At 54.7% G+C, this 16782-nt stretch carries 15 protein-coding genes; 13 read left to right on the forward strand and 2 right to left on the reverse strand.

The features are described 5' to 3' along the window. Nucleotides 1-5: 5 nt before the first annotated feature. Entirely contained in the window at nucleotides 6-1097 is a 1092-nt protein-coding gene (locus tag AAC019_RS05620) for a CvpA family protein (protein ID WP_339897634.1), read from the reverse strand. Between the two features lie 122 nt (nucleotides 1098-1219). On the opposite strand from AAC019_RS05620, the gene AAC019_RS05625 reads away from it, so the two are divergent. Then, nucleotides 1220-2023: a putative RNA methyltransferase gene (locus AAC019_RS05625; RefSeq protein ID WP_339897635.1), complete on the forward strand. Its 804-nt coding sequence runs from the start codon at nucleotides 1220-1222 to the stop codon at nucleotides 2021-2023. A 434-nt stretch (nucleotides 2024-2457) separates the two neighbouring features. Next, nucleotides 2458-3273 (forward strand): 2,5-didehydrogluconate reductase DkgB, encoded by an 816-nt coding sequence (dkgB, locus tag AAC019_RS05630; protein ID WP_339897636.1) that lies wholly within the window; start codon nucleotides 2458-2460, stop codon nucleotides 3271-3273. Here the strand turns inward: dkgB and AAC019_RS05635 are convergent. Continuing rightward, complete coding sequence (locus AAC019_RS05635; RefSeq protein ID WP_339897638.1) at nucleotides 3267-3524, reverse strand: Rho termination factor; 258 nt, start codon at nucleotides 3522-3524, stop codon at nucleotides 3267-3269. The two genes, dkgB and AAC019_RS05635, sit on opposite strands and share 7 nt — an antisense overlap. Nucleotides 3525-3830: 306 nt before the next feature. Between AAC019_RS05635 and AAC019_RS05640 the strand changes: the two genes are divergently transcribed. The 11 genes from AAC019_RS05640 to AAC019_RS05690 all read left to right on the forward strand — a co-directional run bounded on the left by AAC019_RS05640 (nucleotide 3831) and on the right by AAC019_RS05690 (nucleotide 16772). Further along, complete coding sequence (locus tag AAC019_RS05640; RefSeq protein ID WP_339897639.1) at nucleotides 3831-4364, forward strand: sigma-70 family RNA polymerase sigma factor; 534 nt, start codon at nucleotides 3831-3833, stop codon at nucleotides 4362-4364. Beyond that, nucleotides 4361-5065: an anti-sigma factor gene (locus tag AAC019_RS05645; protein WP_339897640.1), complete on the forward strand. Its 705-nt coding sequence runs from the start codon at nucleotides 4361-4363 to the stop codon at nucleotides 5063-5065. Before AAC019_RS05640 ends, AAC019_RS05645 begins: the two co-directional genes overlap by 4 nt. Nucleotides 5066-5421: 356 nt before the next feature. After that, nucleotides 5422-7011, forward strand: a complete 1590-nt coding sequence (locus AAC019_RS05650; protein ID WP_339897641.1) for a DUF4331 domain-containing protein — start codon at nucleotides 5422-5424, stop codon at nucleotides 7009-7011. Between the two features lie 10 nt (nucleotides 7012-7021). Next, nucleotides 7022-7549, forward strand: a complete 528-nt coding sequence (locus AAC019_RS05655) for an Ig-like domain-containing protein (RefSeq protein ID WP_339897642.1) — start codon at nucleotides 7022-7024, stop codon at nucleotides 7547-7549. A gap of 61 nt (nucleotides 7550-7610) precedes the next feature. Beyond that, a complete protein-coding gene (locus AAC019_RS05660) occupies nucleotides 7611-8831 on the forward strand; it encodes a hypothetical protein (protein WP_339897643.1) in 1221 nt (406 codons plus the stop codon). Between the two features lie 2 nt (nucleotides 8832-8833). Beyond that, nucleotides 8834-9955 (forward strand): HupE/UreJ family protein, encoded by a 1122-nt coding sequence (locus tag AAC019_RS05665; RefSeq protein WP_339897644.1) that lies wholly within the window; start codon nucleotides 8834-8836, stop codon nucleotides 9953-9955. A 529-nt stretch (nucleotides 9956-10484) separates the two neighbouring features. Continuing rightward, nucleotides 10485-11765: a TolC family protein gene (locus AAC019_RS05670; protein WP_339897645.1), complete on the forward strand. Its 1281-nt coding sequence runs from the start codon at nucleotides 10485-10487 to the stop codon at nucleotides 11763-11765. Next, on the forward strand, nucleotides 11762-12700 hold the full coding sequence (locus AAC019_RS05675; RefSeq protein WP_339897647.1) for an efflux RND transporter periplasmic adaptor subunit: 939 nt from the start codon (nucleotides 11762-11764) through the stop codon (nucleotides 12698-12700). Before AAC019_RS05670 ends, AAC019_RS05675 begins: the two co-directional genes overlap by 4 nt. Before the next feature lie 14 nt (nucleotides 12701-12714). Continuing rightward, the gene (locus AAC019_RS05680) at nucleotides 12715-14199 is read left to right on the forward strand and encodes an efflux RND transporter permease subunit (RefSeq protein ID WP_339897649.1); all 1485 of its coding nucleotides are present in this window, start codon (nucleotides 12715-12717) and stop codon (nucleotides 14197-14199) included. 68 nt (nucleotides 14200-14267) lie between these two features. Further along, nucleotides 14268-15809 carry an efflux RND transporter permease subunit gene (locus tag AAC019_RS05685; RefSeq protein ID WP_339897650.1) on the forward strand — a complete coding sequence of 514 codons (1542 nt, stop codon included), beginning with the start codon at nucleotides 14268-14270 and terminating at the stop codon, nucleotides 15807-15809. An 84-nt stretch (nucleotides 15810-15893) separates the two neighbouring features. Further along, nucleotides 15894-16772: a chemotaxis protein gene (locus AAC019_RS05690; RefSeq protein WP_339897651.1), complete on the forward strand. Its 879-nt coding sequence runs from the start codon at nucleotides 15894-15896 to the stop codon at nucleotides 16770-16772. Nucleotides 16773-16782: the final 10 nt, after the last annotated feature.

A 16782-nucleotide genomic window follows, 5' to 3' on the forward strand; every position in this document is an offset into this window, starting at 1 on the left:
GAGGGTCACTCGCCCTGAGGGCGGTCTGAATAGTAAGTGCGGCCATTTTCATCGGTGTGGCGATAAATGGTTTTGCCCGACTCATCCACCGTGCCATCGCTTTCGTCGGCGTCCTCAATTCGGTATTCACTGTCGGCTTGCACCTGGCCCAGGGTACTGGCGCCTTCGACAAATATAATCTCTGCCAGCTGATTCACCTTGGGGTTCATCAACAGCGGGAGCTTATTCTCGGCCTGAACCTGACGCTGAAATTCCGGATCTTGCAAAATCGCTTTAACCCGTGGGTCGTCTTTTTTAATTTGATACTGCTGCCAGCCAATGGCGATTTTTTTAGCCGTCTCGCGGGCGTCGTTGCGGTTGTCGATGTCCATCCCGGCATCGTGCATTAAGCGGCGTAGGTCTTCGTCCTCCATTAGGCGCCTAAACGCCGGTATGCGCATCAGCTCGTCCACCTCGCCTTGCTGCATCAGCCGTTGCGCGCGTGGGTCTTCTATCAGCTGGCGCATATCGGGGTTGTTGCTCACCCGGGCAACCCGATCGAGGCTTTCTACCGGCGTGGCAACCATCGACTCGGTAATACGCACGGCATTGTCACTCTTACCCGAGAGCGCTACTAAACCACCGGCCGACTTACTGATCAGTGCGCGGGCGGCATCGTCTACCGGGGTCGCGGCCTGGGAGGGTTGATCTTTTTTCAGGTTTTGCGCGGCATCATAGACGCCAAATAAATACACCAGCAGCAAGCCCACCAAGGCGCCAGCCAACGCGCCCACCGCGGCGCCCCCTAGGCGCGATAGCGGGCCGGGGGCGTCTTCCCCCTGAGAGGGGGTGAGTTTCACCAGGATCCAAAACACCAGGCGAATGGCCACCAGTACGGCAAAAAACAGCGCCAGAGACCCGGCAATGTAAGCGGCAATACCGTCCAGCGGGGTGTGCAGCTTGACCTGCTCGGCAACGTCTTTACTGTAATAAAAGGTGGCGGCGTAGGCGCCTGCCAATGAAACGATGCGTGCCAGTGACCCCCAAAAGCCATTAAAATATCCGCGAATGGCAAAAAATGCCGTGGCGATGCCAAAGATTACGGCTGATACACCCATAGGTTTGTCCAGTTCATTGTCGTTATAGAAGCGAGAATCTTATCTCACGCCAACCCAGTGTTCCAGACAATGGCACGAAAAGCCCGGCGCGCTATCACCCCGAAACTGTTAAGAGACACAATATGAATCATTACCGCTGCCCCAGCTGCCACGCACCGCTTGAGCGTACCGGTGCAACCTACCGCTGTGCGGCAAACCACAGCTTTGATATTGCCCGCAAAGGCTATGTCAATTTGTTGTTGGCGCATCAAATGAGCTCGAAGCAGCCGGGGGACAATAAAATGATGATTAACGCCCGGCGCGAGTTTTTGTCTCAGGGGTTTTATCAACCGTTGGCTGACCGCCTGCAACAGTTGTGTGGCGAGCACAAGGTGCAGCGGTTGTTGGATGCCGGCTGTGGCGAGGGCTATTACGCAGAGTGTATTGCCGGGCAGGGGGTTAGCGTGGCGGGGGTGGATATCTCTAAAGAGGGCATACAAGCCGCTTGCCGGCGCAGCAAACGTATTGACTGGTGTATTGCCAGTGTCGCGGAATTGCCCTATATGGATGAGGTGTTCGATGCGGTGCTGTCGGTGTTTTGCTTTGTCGATGAGGCCGAGTTTAGCCGTGTACTGCAGTCCGGGGGGGTGGTCATTTTTGTCGGCCCCGGGGAGGATCACTTGCCCCGGTTACGTGCCGCGCTATACGACGAGGTTCGGCCTTACCGCAGCGCCAAGCAAGAGGACTATTTTGCCGGGCTAAACCTGGTGAGTCAGGAGCGTTTGCGCTTTGCTATCACCGTTGACGGTAGCGAGCAGATCGCCAACCTGCTAAAAATGACCCCGCATTACTGGAGCTCTAGCCCGTCCCAGCAGGCTTCGCTGCTGGCGCTAACGCAATTACACGATACGGTCGATATGAGCATTCAGGTGTACCGTAAGAGCTAAAACACATATTGCGGCGTGCTTTTTGTCCATTATGTGTATAATGGCGCCAGTGTTAACAGGCCCTCATAGATCAACGAAAAAAATGACCAGCGTGGGCTACGCTTTAATCATTGCCGGTTAAGCCCGGTAACGACCTTGGGGGCGTTATGTAGTTCAACAACGATGGCTGACAGCCTCTTCAGCTTTAATAGGCTGTTAATCGGGTGCCCCGGCCCGCTTACTGCCGCGCCTCAGGTGGTCAGGCTCGCGCTTAGCGTCTTATTTTTTTAGTTTTGTAAAACCCTCTTGCCGAGCTCGCTCGGCTTTTTTGTGCCCGGCGTTTGTGGTGAGCCGCTGTGTATGACGAGCAGTCCTATTAACTAATGTAAAGCGCCCTTGAGTTACCGCCAGCGAGTCGCCATTTAATGTGCACAGTTAATCATCAGGAGAAGATTATGTCGGTTGCTATTGCTTTACCTCAGCCGGGGCTGGGGACGTTTCGGTTACAGGATGATGTGGTGATTGCGTCGGTTAAGTCGGCGCTGGAGCTGGGGTATCGTCATATCGATACGGCGGCAATGTATGACAATGAGGCCGCCGTGGGCCGTGCCATCCGCGAGAGCCAGATACCGCGCGAAGAAATTTTCGTTACCACCAAAATCTGGTTTGACCGGCTGCGGGGCGATGATGCTATTGCCGCTTTGCGTGAGAGTTTGGCGAAACTTGAATTGGATTACGTCGACCTGGCGCTTATCCACTGGCCCTCACCTAATGGTGAAGTGCCCATGGCCGAGTATCTGGGCGCGCTGGATAAAGCTCGCGAGATGGGCTTGACCCGTGCGATCGGCGTATCCAACTTTACCATTGCGCAGATTGACGAGGCGTTGAGCTTGCCCGCAGGTAAGCACATAGTGACCAATCAAATTGAGGTCCACCCGCTGTTGGCTAACACTAAACTGGTGCAGCACTGTCAATCTAAGGGGCTACAGGTTACCGGTTATATGCCGCTCGCGGTCGGTAAAGTGATGGATGAGCCTGTATTGCAGGATATTGCCGCTAACCACAAGGCGACTGCCGCGCAAGTAGCTTTGGCTTGGGTGGCCAGTAAAAACATCATCGTCATTCCCTCATCCACCAAGCCGGCCCATCAAAAAGCCAATCTGGAGGCTCTGGAGCTGTCCCTCAGCGCTGATGATATCGCCCGCATCGATCAGCTGGATCGCGGCGAGCGGGTGGCCAACCCGCCATTCTCACCCGCGTGGGATCAGTGATCGCGCAGCGCGCGAATCAAGCCCCGTTTATCCAGCGTCGAGCGGCCGCTAATATCTAGCTCGGCCGCCCGCTGGTAAAGCTCTTTTTTAGTCCATTGCTCATAGGGCGGGGCATGCCCGCCCCGCACGCCTGTGCGGTGGCGCGGTGCGTTGGCAATGCGTGCCGCTTTCTCTTTGCTCGCCCCCTCACGGCGCAGGGCTTGATACTGTTCATCGTCTTTAATGCTTGGGCCGTAATCTTTAGTCGCCATAGTGCTTCTCCCGTTAGCGTTCAGTGTGGTCGCTGATCACAATTAGGGCGATGCATAATTCCTTCCAGATTTTTTGTGCGCTGTTACTTATCTGCGGCTAAGATTATTGCCAGTTCACGGTTTTAGACGGGGCTGTGATTTTATGATTTACACATTTGTGCAAAATTTTCATATCCATTGTGCTCACAGTAGGTAAATCAATGATACTTAATTGCGTCAGAATGCATCCAAAGGCAGCCTTGCCCTCGTACTGCATACAAAGCCACAATCGCGATCAACCAAAACATAATAGCTGCGGGAGACCCCATGGAATCGGATCATATAAAGTTGCTTAGCGCGACGGCAACGGGTGACAAACAGGCATTTGCCGAACTGTACCAAAGCACATCGGGGCGTTTGTACGCGGTGTGCTTACAGCTGTTGCAGCGCAAGGACCTTGCCGAAGAAGCTATGCAAGAAGCCTACGTAAGGGTGTGGCACAACGCCTGCGACTATCACAGTGATAAGGGGTCGGTGCTTGTCTGGATGGTGAGTATTGCCCGCTACCGGGCTTTGGATATTTTGCGCTCGGCGGCTTACAAGCGTGAGCGCGGTGACCTGGACCATGAACAGAGTACCGACCATACCCCAGAGGTCTCGCTGTTTGATGCGCGCGAACGAGCGCATATCGACGAGTGCATGGACACGCTGGACGAAGCGCAACGGCAAACGATACAGCTGGCGTATTTTCGCGGTTTAACGCATTCGGAGCTGTGCGTGCATACCGGGTCGCCGTTGGGATCGATCAAAAGCTGGATACGTCGCGGACTACAAACATTAAAGAGGTGCCTTGAGCGATGAACTATCTTACCGAAGAGCGAAAAAACGGCCTGTCAGCCGAGTATGTACTGGGCACTTTGCACGGTGCGGCGCGTTTGCGTTATCAGGGGCTGCTCATCGCACACCGGCCCATGCGTCAGGCGCTGTGGCGCTGGGAGCGGCATTTAAACGCTTTGGGAGCGGCACTGCCCGAGCGTCAACCGGCTCCGGGTGTATGGCATGCTATTCAGCGACGTCTTGGCTTTGAGCAAAACACGGGCGCCAAGGTTAGCCCATTATCGGGCAGGCAACGTCGTCCAGCCATGGTGTGGCCCTGGTTGGCCAGCGCCGCGAGTATTGTCGCAGTGGCTCTTGCCGTTACCCTATGGTGGGGGCAGGTGGGGGTGCCCAGCGTGCCATCGCAAGTGGCGGTGATTCAGGGTACTCAGTCGGAGGCGCTATGGTTGGTCGAACTCACAGAGACGGATATACGGGTGCAGGCCACCGACCAGTTTAGCCCGGTATCAGGTAAAGATTACGAGTTGTGGTTAGTGGCGGCCGACGGTCGTGCGCCGGTCTCGCTGGGGTTGCTGCCCAAAGATGGTCAACTTACCCTGGCCCGCAATCAGCTGTTTGATCAGGTGCAAGTGGCGGCGCTGGCGGTCAGTTTAGAGCCGTTAGGCGGCTCGCCCAGCGGCTCTCCGAGCCAGGTTCTGTACACGTCGCAGTTGGTAACACTCTAACGGCGCTGTGCATTAAAAGCTTTTTGTTGCGAGCATCGTCGCTATTAAAAGCGCCCCACGTATCAATGATGTAACGTGAGGCGCTAAGGGACGGTAGCTCGCAAAATTTTTATAATCCGTAATCCGTAATCCGTAATCCGTAATCCGTAATCCGTAATCCGTAATCCGCTCTCTACTTAATGATTTCGATTCGAAATGTTAAAATCCAAAGCACCGCATTAATGTTATTAAAAACCTAAAATAATTTTTACAGGCAGTTTTTTTAGAAAAACTTCGAGGTTTTTTAAAAAAAAGGCATCCAATAGCTGATCTCATCCGTTAGGACAGTGACGTTCATGAAATTTAAGGAGAAGATCATGCAAAAGTATAAATTAACCTGTGCCATTGCCGCGATTTGCGGCAGCTTAGCAATGGGTGCCAGCGCCTCGAGTCACCGTGAGGCTCCCAACATCACCCGAATGCCCACCGTAGATTCGACTGACTTTTACGCTTTTAACAGCTATGAAGCAGGGCGTGGCGACTATGTCACCATTATTGCTAACTACATCCCACTGCAAGACGCCTACGGCGGCCCAAACTATTTTGCGATGGACCCTGCCGCGGTTTACAGCATTCATGTGGATAACGACGGCGATGCGGTAGAAGACATTACCTTTCAATTTCGCTTCTCATCCATGCTGCCAGCTGATGGTGAAGGCGTTGCACTAGAGGTCGGCGCCGAAGGTGAGAAAAAATCCATCGCGGTACCGCTTAAAAACGTCGGTGGTATCTCAGCCGGCAACGAGGCCAATGCCAACTTTTCTGAGCACTACTCTGTAACCATGGTTAGCGGTGATCGTCGTACCGGTACGGCCATGGAGCTGGAAGAGGCCAACGGTGGTGGTGCCATGTTTAGCAAGCCGCTCGATTACATCGGTAACAAAACCTTTGGCTCGGAAGACGGTTACGCTGAGTACGCCGACAGCTTTGTGCATGAAGTCGCCTTGCCTGGCTGCGATATGAACGCCCGGGTGTTTGTCGGTCAACGTAAAGATCCCTTCACCGTTAATCTCGGTAAAACCTTTGACTTGGTTAACTACGTTCCGGTTGAAGGTGACAGTGCCGCCGGTGCCGGTGATGGCGGTGGTTTTCCCGGCGGTATTACTCAGTCGATGGAAAACGATGACCTGCGTTGGAAAAACGTTACGGCGCTCGCCATCGAAGTGCCCAAAAGCTGTGTTACCGGCTCGGGTAATGGTGTAATCGGTAGTTGGACAAGCGCCAGCTTGCCGCAAGCGCGCATTCTTAACCCCATGGCTGATTTCGACAAGCCTGAAGTTAACGGCGGCGCGCTAACGCAAGTGTCGCGTCTGGGTAGCCCACTGGTTAATGAGTTAGTGATTGGCCTAAAAGACAAAGATACCTTCTCGGCCAGCGAGCCAAAAGACGATGGTCAGTTTGCCGATTATGTCACGCACCCAAGCTTGCCAGAGCTGTTAAACATCTTGTTTAAAGATGCGGTGAATCAAACGCTGGATACTGATTTTGCGACTCTGGCGCCAACAAACTTCCCTCGGTTAGATTTAGTCACGGCCTTTTTGACCGGTTTTGAAGGCGTTAACCAGCAGGCTACGGTTACCCCCTCTGAGATGCTGCGTTTAAACACGGGCATTGCGGCAGTGCCGGCCGATCAGCAATCGGCTTTTGGTGTGGCAGGTGATGACTTAGCGGGCTTCCCCAACGGCCGTCGCCCTGGTGATGACGTGGTGGATATCGCGCTGCGGGTGGTCATGGGCCGCTTGTGTCATCCAATACCCGTTGCCGGTGAGGATACTGATCTTGGCCTTTGTGCGCCGGAAGATGCCGTGGTAGGTACGGTGCCATTTACCGATGGCGCCCCGCTTAATGCTGGCATGATGGACGCTTCATTCCCCTATCTGGCCGACCCCATCGCCGGGTCTGAGTAAGGAGGACACTATGAACAGCATTACACGCACCGCATTAATTGCGCTGACCGGTAGCCTGCTGTTGGCCGGCTGTGGCAGCGACGATGACGACGATTATAACCCCGAGCCTATGCCTGAGCCGGAGAACCAGGCGCCGATGGCAGAGACGGGAAACTTTACCACCGAGGCCGACACTGTGCTGACGGATAGGTTGTCAGCCACTGACGCCGATGGCGATGCACTGAGCTTTATGGTGATGAACGAGCCGAGCAATGGTGAGGTAATGGTCGAGGCTGACGGCAGTTTTATGTACACGCCGGCAGCCACCTTTACCGGTACCGACAGCTTTAGCTTTACCGCATCTGATGGTGAAGCCACCTCGGGTGCGGCGGAGGTAAGTATTACTATCGAGGCTATGCAGGTTTCGTTTAGTACTTACAGTCGCTCGGTGTTTAACCAGCAGGCAATGGACGAGCCTTTGCCGGTTAATGGTCGCGAGTTTGAGCAAGACGTTACGCAAGACAACGCCTATGACGACTTGATACAAGCCGCTGACTAAAGGATGTGATTGCTCTGCTCCGGGCCCATAACGCCCGGAGTAGGGCTTACGGAGATCATACATGCAATATAAAAATCACATGGCAATCTTGTTACGGTTGGTGTCATCTGCATGCAGTTTGCTGCTGTTAAGTGCGGCGCTACCGTTAAATGCTGCACCTTATACGCCCACCGATAGCGATGAAGTGCTGGCCAACTGGGGCGAAGCTGTTGATCGAATAAATGCCCCATTAAAAATACCAGAAGTAAATAAAGCTACCACCACATTGGCACTAACAAGAGCGGCCGAACAATTAGCCGGTGCCGGTAAGCCGGGGCAAAGCTACCGCTATCAATTGGCCGAGCGCTCTTTGGCCTCGCTGGCCAATCAACTGCCGGATAATCGTGCGCAGCGGCAACAGTACCGGTTGCTACACGCCAATGTGTTGCAACACAGCCACCGCTTTAAAGAAGCGTTGCAAGAGCTGGACACCCTGTTTGATCAGGCACCCAACCATGTTGCCGGTCGCCTGATGGCGGCGCGAATTAACCTTGTGATGGGGCAGCCTCAGTTTGCCCGGGAACACTGTCTGGCCCTGTTAGGCCAAACCGATTTATTAACCGCAGCCGGCTGCTCGCTGGAGGCGCGTTCTTATATTGACTCAGAGCAGGGCGGATCACTGCAAGACAGTTACCGCGAGCTGAGCGCGTTAATCCAACGCGAAGGCGTGCCTAATGACGAAAGAGGCCCGTGGCTGGCACAAGTATTGGCCGATATGGCCACCCGCCTCGACCAACCGGCGCAAGCCGCTGAATGGCTGAGTAATTTTAACCCTCGAATCAGTACCAACTACTTAGCGCAGTGGGCCGATACCCAGCTGACACTGGGTAATAACGCCGAGGTGTTGCAAACTCTGGCCCCGGTGGTTGAGGCGACCGGGGTGGTGGACGATGCCTTGTTACTGCGTTTAGCCATTGCCGAAAAAGCGATGACACCAGCGAGTGCTGCCGCTAACGAAAAGCGCGGCGAACAGCCGCAAAGCTTACAGGGGGCAACCAACGCTTCGGCATTACGCTGGCAGGCATTGATGCAGGCTCGTGTCGCACTGCGTGAAGCGCGGGGCGACCGAGAGCACGCCGCACAAATGGCGCGTTACTATTTAGATTTACAGCCCAATGCTGCACGTGCGCTGCACTGGGCAACGTTAAACACGCTGAGCTCGCGTGAGTATACCGACAACGAACTGCTGCGACGCGCTGAACAATTGGCCGGCGGCGCGCCCATTACTCAAAGCGAGGGTTGATTGTGCGAATTGTATTAACACTGCTTTTTTTATTGTTAAGCTCACACGCGTTTGCCCATCAAATCAGTACCGGTTATCTCACGCTGCAGCCACTTGATGAACGCGCCGGCACCTATCGCGGTGAGCTGCAATGGCGCCTGTTTGACCTGGAGCGTGCTGTCGGGCTCGATACGAATCGCGATGGCGCATTAACCTGGGGCGAAGTGCAGGCGGGCGATAAATCGGTTACCTCTCTGGCGCTACAGGCCTTTACGGTCAGTACCCGTGAAGGGGCCTGCGACGTTAATGTGCTACCCAAGTGGCAAATCGATAAGCATTACAATGAGGCTTATGTGTGGCTGCCTTTACAAGTGCAGTGTGAGTCGGCGGCGCCACTACAGATAACCTATAAAGGATTGTTTGATGTCGATCCCGATCATAAATTGCTGCTAAATCTGGTTTCCCCGGATCAAGGCGCCGCTTTAAGCCGGGTGCTTAGTGAGCGCTCTCCCACCGTCGAGTTAACCGTAACCGATGGTCAGTGGCCAGGCTTTGTCGAGTATGTGTATCAGGGCGTTGTCCATATTTTAATTGGCCTGGACCATATTTTATTTTTACTGTGTTTACTGCTCGGTTGCGTACTGGTTAGGCGTCACGATTATGGCCGTGCACCCCGCTGGGAGGGGCAGCACTCAAAGCGCGTTATACTGTGGCAGACGTTGGGCATCGTCACCGCCTTTACTCTGGCGCACTCTATTACCTTAACCGCGACCGCCTTGGACTTGATCAGTTTACCGAGCCGCTGGGTCGAGGTAAGCATTGCCGCTACGGTAATTTTGGCTGCATTAAATAATGTTGTGCCCATCGTGTTACGCCTTGGCTGGATAACGTTTGGCTTTGGGTTATTGCACGGCATGGGCTTTGCCGGAGTGTTGGGCGAGCTTGGCTTGCCACCTAACGGCCGGTTTATGGCGGTGCTGGGTTTTAACCTCGGTGTCGAGATAGGCCAGCTGGCGATTATCCTGGTGGTGTTGCCGCTATTAATGTGGGTGCGCAATTGCCGTTGGTACTGGCGCTTTGCTATGCCCGCAGGCTCGTTGATAATTGCTTTAGTGGGGGCAAACTGGTTGCTTGAGCGGCTTTAAGTGGTCGCAGGCAGAGCGTTTGTTTGCCATTAACTGGTAATCATAGGGTCTGTTTGATAAAGTCCTGAAGGTTATTTGATGAATACAACAGGATTCGAGACCTTCTCTTACACATGTATCGACGGCTTTTACAGTTATTGATGTTCGTTATTCTGGCGCAGTCTACTTTGGCGGCGGCAGACGCGCATGTGCTGCACGAGGTATCCGGTGAAGCGTCCCATCAACATCTGGTAGGTGATGGCGATGCAGACGCGCACGCTCTACGCCACTGGGTGAGCCGGGCACCAGCGACGAGCCAAGCTGTCATCATCACTGCTGTCATGGCCACAATTTTAAATACCTTAATGAATCTCTGGCTCTGCCCGGCATTGCCCTCGAGCTTATCGTAGGGTGGGGGTACAGCGCCCACTATGTTCCGCCGTTGGTAGCCCCTGAGTTTCGCCCTCCCATCGTTTAATCCTCTGATTGTTTAATGCTACGTTTTGCGTATCGCCCATGGCGATGCGCCTGTTAATCAGTGGATATTACTATGAAATTTTATGCGATATTGCTGCTGGCATTGATGGCCAGCGGTGCGACGGCTAGCGCTCGCGCGTTAACCTTTGAGCAAACCTGGCAAAAAGTCTTGCAACAACACCCGTTAGTAAGTGCCGCTAACAATAGGTTAGCGGCGGCCGATTTTAAGCGCGCGAAGGCGGGCTTACGCCCTAACCCCAGACTGATATTTGAGGCTGAAAACCTCTATGGCTCGGGCGAGTATGAGCGCGCGGGGCAGGCCGAGACGGCTGTGATGGCCGAGCAAACTTTTGAGCGCGGTGGCAAACGTGCCGCCAGAAGCCGCTTGTCAGAGCAACAATTGGCGGGGCAACAGTTAGAGTCCCGGCGGCAATTGCGCTTGTTGCGTCAAGAAGTGCGCCGCCAATTTAACCGGGTGTTACTGGCACAAGAGCGGTTGCAGCTTACCCAAACTCAGCAACAGCTCGCTAGTCAGAACACGCAAACGGTAGCCCGCTTGCACGAGGCGGGCGCCGCCACCTCCGATGATTTGGCTCGCGCTCGGTTACAGTTGCAAAGCACAGAGCTGGAGCTCACCCGCATGCGCCAGCAGCGGCTTAATGCATCGCAACAACTGGCGGCTCTGTGGGGTGATATGTACCACACCGATGTGATCGAGGCCGAGGGCCCCCTGTTGTTTATCAACGAGCCCTTAACCATCAACCAAGCGTTAGCGCCGCTCGACTCTGGGATTGATCAAAAAATTGCCGAGCAACACATTCGCGCGCAGCAAGCTGAGGTGAACCTCGAAAAAGCCAACGCCAAAGTCGATGTCACGGTGGCCGCCGGAGTTCGCCGTTTTAGCGCCTCCGATGAATACGCCTTTACCGTGGGTGCCAGCGTCCCGCTGCAGATTTTTAATAATAATCAGGCCGGTATCAATGGTGCTTACGCCCAAATGCGGGCTGCGCAACAAGACGCCGACTATGTAAAGCGTCAAGTCAGCGCGCAAGTATTGGCGGCATTTCGCCGCTGGCAACAGGCCGATCAGGCTTTGACTACGCTCGAGGCCGACATCTTGCCGGCGGCTGAAAACGTACTAAGCGCAACCCGTAAAGCCTACGAGCGGGGCAGCTACAGTTACTTGCAAGTGCTGGATGCGCAGGACTCTCTGCTGCGCGCGCAGCGACAACGGCTTGACTTACGTGCCGATGCCGCCGATGCCATGACCCTTCTGGAGCGCTATATCGAACCGCTCGATCCGATAGCCGCTTTATCGGCCACCACTATTGCTCAGCCGGAGGCAACCCCATGATCCGTTTATTATGCTCGGTATTAATAATCTTTATTCCCGTGATCGCTATGGCGGCCGGGGCTCATGACGAGCACGAACACCCGCAAGAAAGCGCGAGTGAAAAACACGCTGACAACGGCATTAGCTTGCCCCTTGGCGTGTTTGACGAGCTGGGTGGCAAACTGGCAACGGCCGCGGCCGGGCGCATTCGCGAGGAGCGCACGTTGCCCGCCGAGGTGCGTTTAAACGCAGAGGCCGTCGCCCATGTAACGCCGCGCTTTGCCGCGCAAATTACCCAGGTCAATGCCAGCACTGGCGATACGGTGAAGGCGGGGCAAGTGCTGGCGCGGGCGGAAAACTCCGACACACTGGCAAGCTTTGAGCTTAAGTCGCTGATCGATGGCGTGGTGATAAACCACCACGTAACGTTGGGCGAGCACCTTCAGCCTACCGATACCGCCTATGTCATAGCCGATTTAAACCGTCTTTGGCTGGATATCGCCCTCTACCCAAAACAACTGGCAAAGGTTCATACCGGTATGGCCGTGCGCTTGACCACCGAGTTTGGCGGCGAGCCACTTGAGGCGACGATCGATTATGTGGCGCCATTGGTTAATGAGGCGACGCGTACGGGGTTGGCACGGGTATTTTTACCCAACCCAGACGGGCGCTGGAAGCCGGGTATGTTTGTCACGGCCCACCTAACACTGTCGGATGTTGCGGTTGCGATACGCGTACCGCAAACGGCGGTGATCGACCTAAAAGGGCAAGCGGTGGTGTTTGTGCGAGAGCAGAGCCATTGGCGAGCACAGCCGGTAAAGCTGGGCCGCCGTGATAGTGAGTACGTCGAGCTTGTTGCGGGGTTATCCGCCGGGCAGCAATACGCTGCCGCCGGCGGATTCTTTTTAAAAGCTCAATTAGAAAAAGACGAGCTTGAATCCGGCCATCATCACTAACCCGCGGAGGCGTTATGCGATCAATACTAGAAAGTGCGCTTAATAACCGCGTATTGGTGATGTTGCTGTCACTGGCGGTTTTGTTGAGTGGTTATTTTGCTTACCGCCACCTGGCGGTGGATGCCTACCCGGATATCTCGCCGGCATTAGTGCAGGTGTTTGTGGAAACCGAGGGGCTGGCACCCGAGGAGGTAGAAAAGTATGTAACTTACCCCATTGAAAGTGCCATGAATGGTTTGCCGGAGCTTGATCATGTGCGCTCGGTATCCAATTTTGGTTTGTCGGTGGTGAATATTTACTTTAACGACAACACCGATATTTATTTTGCCCGCCAGCTTGTGGCCGAGCGCTTACAGCAAGCGCGCAATCAAATTCCAGCGGGGTTTGGTGATCCGGTGATGGGCCCGATCAGTACCGGTTTAGGGCAAATATTATTTTATGTGTTGGAGGACACCAGCGGAAACTTCAGTGAAGTAGAGCTGCGTGAGATTCAGGACTGGATCGTTAAGTTTAACTTACAAACGGTGCCCGGCGTTACCGAGGTGCTCTCAATTGGCGGCGAGGTAAAACAGTTTCAGGTACAGCTCGACCCGCTGGCGTTAGTGCGGTTTGATGTCTCTTTACCTGAGGTGAAAGCTCGCATCGAGACCAATAACGCCAATGCCGGCGCGCAGTTTTTAGTTAAAAATGACGAGCAGTATTTAATACGTTCGGTGGGGCTCGCGCGCAACCTGGACGATATCGGCAAGATTGTGGTGAAAACCATTGATGGCACGCCCGTGTATTTAGAGCAACTGGGCGAGTTGGTCATCGGCGGGGAAATTCGCCGTGGCCTAACCACCAAAGATGGCAAAGGCGAAGTCGTTGTTGGCATGGTGTTAAAACTGCTCGGCAGCAATACCGCCGAGGTGATCGACGCGGTTAAAACCGAGCTTAACAACATCAACGCCAATTTGCCCAAGGGTGTTACCGTCGCCCCGTATTACGATCAAGCGCAATTGGTGCGAGCGGCGCTTACCACGGTAACCAGCGCCTTGATACAGGGCGTGGTCTTGGTCGTGCTGGTGCTGGTGGCCTTTATGCGCGGCGTGCGCTCGAGCTTAGTGGTGGCTTTATCGATACCCTTCTCAGTGGCGGTGGCGTTAATTGCAATGCCGTGGCTCGGGATTTCGGCTAATTTAATGTCGCTAGGGGGGCTGGCGATTGCCATTGGCTTGATGGTCGATGGCGCGGTAGTGGTGGTCGAGCAAATCGATCAGCAGTTAAAAAGCGGCGCGCAAGAGTCGCGCCGGCAGTTGGTGCTTGGCGCCTGCGACGCTGTGGCCCGGCCAATTTTATTTGCGATTAGCATTATTATTATTGTGTTTTTACCGCTGTTTAGCTTACAGGGGGTCGAGGGCGCGACCTTTAAACCGCTGGCTTATACCCTGGCTTTAGCGATGGCGGGCTCGTTGATTTACGCTTTACTGATAGCGCCGGTCGCCGCTTTTTGTGGATGAAAAAAACTAACGCTCGCGGCAAGGATAGCGTTCAATCGCGAGGGAAAGTTCGCACAGGGTACGAGCGTATGGTTGGGTTTGTGGTGCAAAGGCGGCCACTTGCGGTGGGTATCGCAGTATTGATGTTGGCGCTGGGGGCGGTGATTGCGCCGCGCTTAGGCTCTGAGTTTGTGCCGCGCTTTAACGAGGGCGATTTGCTGATTCGCGCCACTATGTCGCCGTCCATCTCGCTCGAAAAAGCTCGTGCCTCTATGCTGTTGTTTGAAAAGCAACTGCTGGAGCGCTTCCCCGAGGTGACGCAAGTGGTAACCCGTGTGGGTCGGGGCGAGGTCGGTGCTCATGCCGACCCTGTGAATAACGCCGAGATATTTGTGGCCTTAAAACCGCACAGTGAATGGCAAAGTGCTCAGTCGCTAGACGGTTTGTACCGCGCCATGAGTGAATCGTTTGCCGATTTTCCGGGCGCTAAGTTTAACTTTACCCAGCCGATTGCCGCGGCTGTGGATGAGTTGTTAACCGGCACCAAGGCCGAATTAGCCGCCAAACTGTTTGGCGATGACCTGGCGGTTCTGGACGATAAAGCGCAACAAATCGCCCAGGTGTTGCGTGGTATTCGCGGCGCCCAGGATGTGCAAAAAGATCAAATAGCGGGCACCGGGCAACTTAAAGTTACCCTCAATCGCGAGCAGATCGCCCGCTACGGGCTTAATGTGAGCGATGTGCAAGATACCATCGCTTTGGCGGTGGGCGGCGCTAAAGCCGGGCAGGTGTTTGAGGGCGTGCGCCGCTTTGATATTTACCTGCGTTTGAATAAAGCGGCGCGGGACAGCGCCGAGGCGATCGAGCAGTTAACTGTGCGCACGGAGGCCGGTATGCAGGTGCCGCTACAGGAGCTAGCCGCGGTGGAGTATGTCACCGGGCCACGGCAAATTACCCGCGAAAACAGCCAGCGCTTTATTACGGTGCAGGCCAATATTCGCGAGCGGGATATCGGCTCGTTTGTGCAAGAGGCGAATGCCGCCATTGCCCGCGAGGTGGATTTACCTCCGGGGTACTTTGTAAAATGGGGCGGCCAGTTTGAGCTGCAGCAAAAAGCCAACCAGCGCTTGCTGATTGTCGTACCCATTACCCTGGCTCTGGTGTTGCTGATGTTGTATATCAATTTTGGCTCGCTGCCGAATGCGCTGCTTATTATGCTCAATATCCCTTTGGCGCTGGTGGGTGGCATTGTCGCGCTGTGGTTGGCGGGGCTGAGCTTATCGGTGCCGGCCTCGGTGGGTTTTATCGCGCTGTTTGGTATTGCGCTGGAAAACGCCCTGGTGTTGGTGAGTTACCTAAACGAGCAAGTGCGTCAGGGGGTGCCCGTGGCCCGCGCCTGTGTCAGGGCCGCCAGTGCGCGGTTACGGCCGGTATTGATGACTGCGGTGACCACCGCTTTGGGGCTTATTCCGCTGTTGTTTGCCGGCGGTACGGGCAGCGAGGTACAGCGCCCCTTGGCCACCGTGGTAGTGGGGGGCTTGGTTAGCGCGACTGTCTTAACCCTGTTGGTTATCCCGGCGCTGTACCCCTGGTTTATGGCTGACAAAGAAAAATCAAGCCACCGGGCGTAAAGGAGTGCAAGTTTGGCGCTGCGAGGCTAAACGTGGCGCCTAACATTGCTATACTGCCTATGTCTTAAGCGTTATGAGCTTGCTATGAACACCAATATTCAAAGTATTTCTCAGGGGTTGTTGCTGTTTTGGCTAACACCAACTCAGCGGTTTGCCTTGGGTACGTTTAAAATTAAAGAGATCGTTCCTTTCACGCCAATCCGGCCCATGCCGGAGTCTGCTCATGCCGTTCTGGGGGCTGCCAATATCCGCGGTGCCACCTTGCCGGTGGTTGATTTGGCGGCTGCTATGGGCGGTAAAAGCCTGTCTGATGAAGACCAGCGCAGCGGTTTTATTATTGTCTCCGACTGCCAGCGTAAACGCGTGGGGTTTTTGGTCCGTAAACTCGATCGTATCGTTCAGGTGCAAGGTAAAGATATCGAGCCACCGCCGCGTCAGCTGGGTAAGAGCGCTTATTTAACCGGCGTTACCCGGGTAGACGACACCCTGGTGCAACTGGTGGATGTTGAGCGTATTTTTGCCAACTTTGATATCGCCACAGCCACGCCACCGGCCGACGATTTAGCCGCACAAGCCTCGGCGCTAAAAGCATTAAATATTTTAGTGGTTGATGATTCATCAGTGGCGCGCAAACAGTTGGGCGATGCGCTACAGGCGCTGGGGGTTGCGTTTCGGATTACCGACGATGGCCGCGAGGCGCTAGAGATGATGCAGGCCGACGCGCGCAATGGCCGGCCGGTAGATTTGCTGGTGAGCGATATCGAGATGCCGGGGTTGGATGGCTATGAACTGTCGTTTGCCGTGCGCGATGACCCTGCATTGGCGGGGGCTTACCTGATTTTGCACACCTCGATCTCCAGCGAGATTAGCGTCAGTCAGGCGCATCAGGTGGGGGCGGATGAAGCCCTTACTAAGTTTGATGTGAATGAGCTGATTAGCGCGATGCTGCGGGCGGTTAAGTAGCATAAGGTTA

The organism is uncultured Gilvimarinus sp. (assembly GCF_963975215.1).
In the GTDB taxonomy this organism is placed as follows: Bacteria; Pseudomonadota; Gammaproteobacteria; order Pseudomonadales; family Cellvibrionaceae; genus Gilvimarinus.

Bases quoted from the DNA above. Each gene is read 5' to 3' on its own strand.
- AAC019_RS05620 (WP_339897634.1), bottom strand. From the start codon at position 1,097: ATGGGTGTATCAGCCGTAATCTTTGGCATCGCCACGGCATTTTTTGCC.
- AAC019_RS05625 (WP_339897635.1), top strand. From the start codon at position 1,220: ATGAATCATTACCGCTGCCCCAGCTGCCACGCACCGCTTGAGCGTACC.
- dkgB (WP_339897636.1), top strand. From the start codon at position 2,458: ATGTCGGTTGCTATTGCTTTACCTCAGCCGGGGCTGGGGACGTTTCGG.
- AAC019_RS05635 (WP_339897638.1), bottom strand. From the start codon at position 3,524: ATGGCGACTAAAGATTACGGCCCAAGCATTAAAGACGATGAACAGTAT.
- AAC019_RS05640 (WP_339897639.1), top strand. From the start codon at position 3,831: ATGGAATCGGATCATATAAAGTTGCTTAGCGCGACGGCAACGGGTGAC.
- AAC019_RS05645 (WP_339897640.1), top strand. From the start codon at position 4,361: ATGAACTATCTTACCGAAGAGCGAAAAAACGGCCTGTCAGCCGAGTAT.
- AAC019_RS05650 (WP_339897641.1), top strand. From the start codon at position 5,422: ATGCAAAAGTATAAATTAACCTGTGCCATTGCCGCGATTTGCGGCAGC.
- AAC019_RS05655 (WP_339897642.1), top strand. From the start codon at position 7,022: ATGAACAGCATTACACGCACCGCATTAATTGCGCTGACCGGTAGCCTG.
- AAC019_RS05660 (WP_339897643.1), top strand. From the start codon at position 7,611: ATGCAATATAAAAATCACATGGCAATCTTGTTACGGTTGGTGTCATCT.
- AAC019_RS05670 (WP_339897645.1), top strand. From the start codon at position 10,485: ATGAAATTTTATGCGATATTGCTGCTGGCATTGATGGCCAGCGGTGCG.
- AAC019_RS05675 (WP_339897647.1), top strand. From the start codon at position 11,762: ATGATCCGTTTATTATGCTCGGTATTAATAATCTTTATTCCCGTGATC.
- AAC019_RS05680 (WP_339897649.1), top strand. From the start codon at position 12,715: ATGCGATCAATACTAGAAAGTGCGCTTAATAACCGCGTATTGGTGATG.
- AAC019_RS05685 (WP_339897650.1), top strand. From the start codon at position 14,268: ATGGTTGGGTTTGTGGTGCAAAGGCGGCCACTTGCGGTGGGTATCGCA.
- AAC019_RS05690 (WP_339897651.1), top strand. From the start codon at position 15,894: ATGAACACCAATATTCAAAGTATTTCTCAGGGGTTGTTGCTGTTTTGG.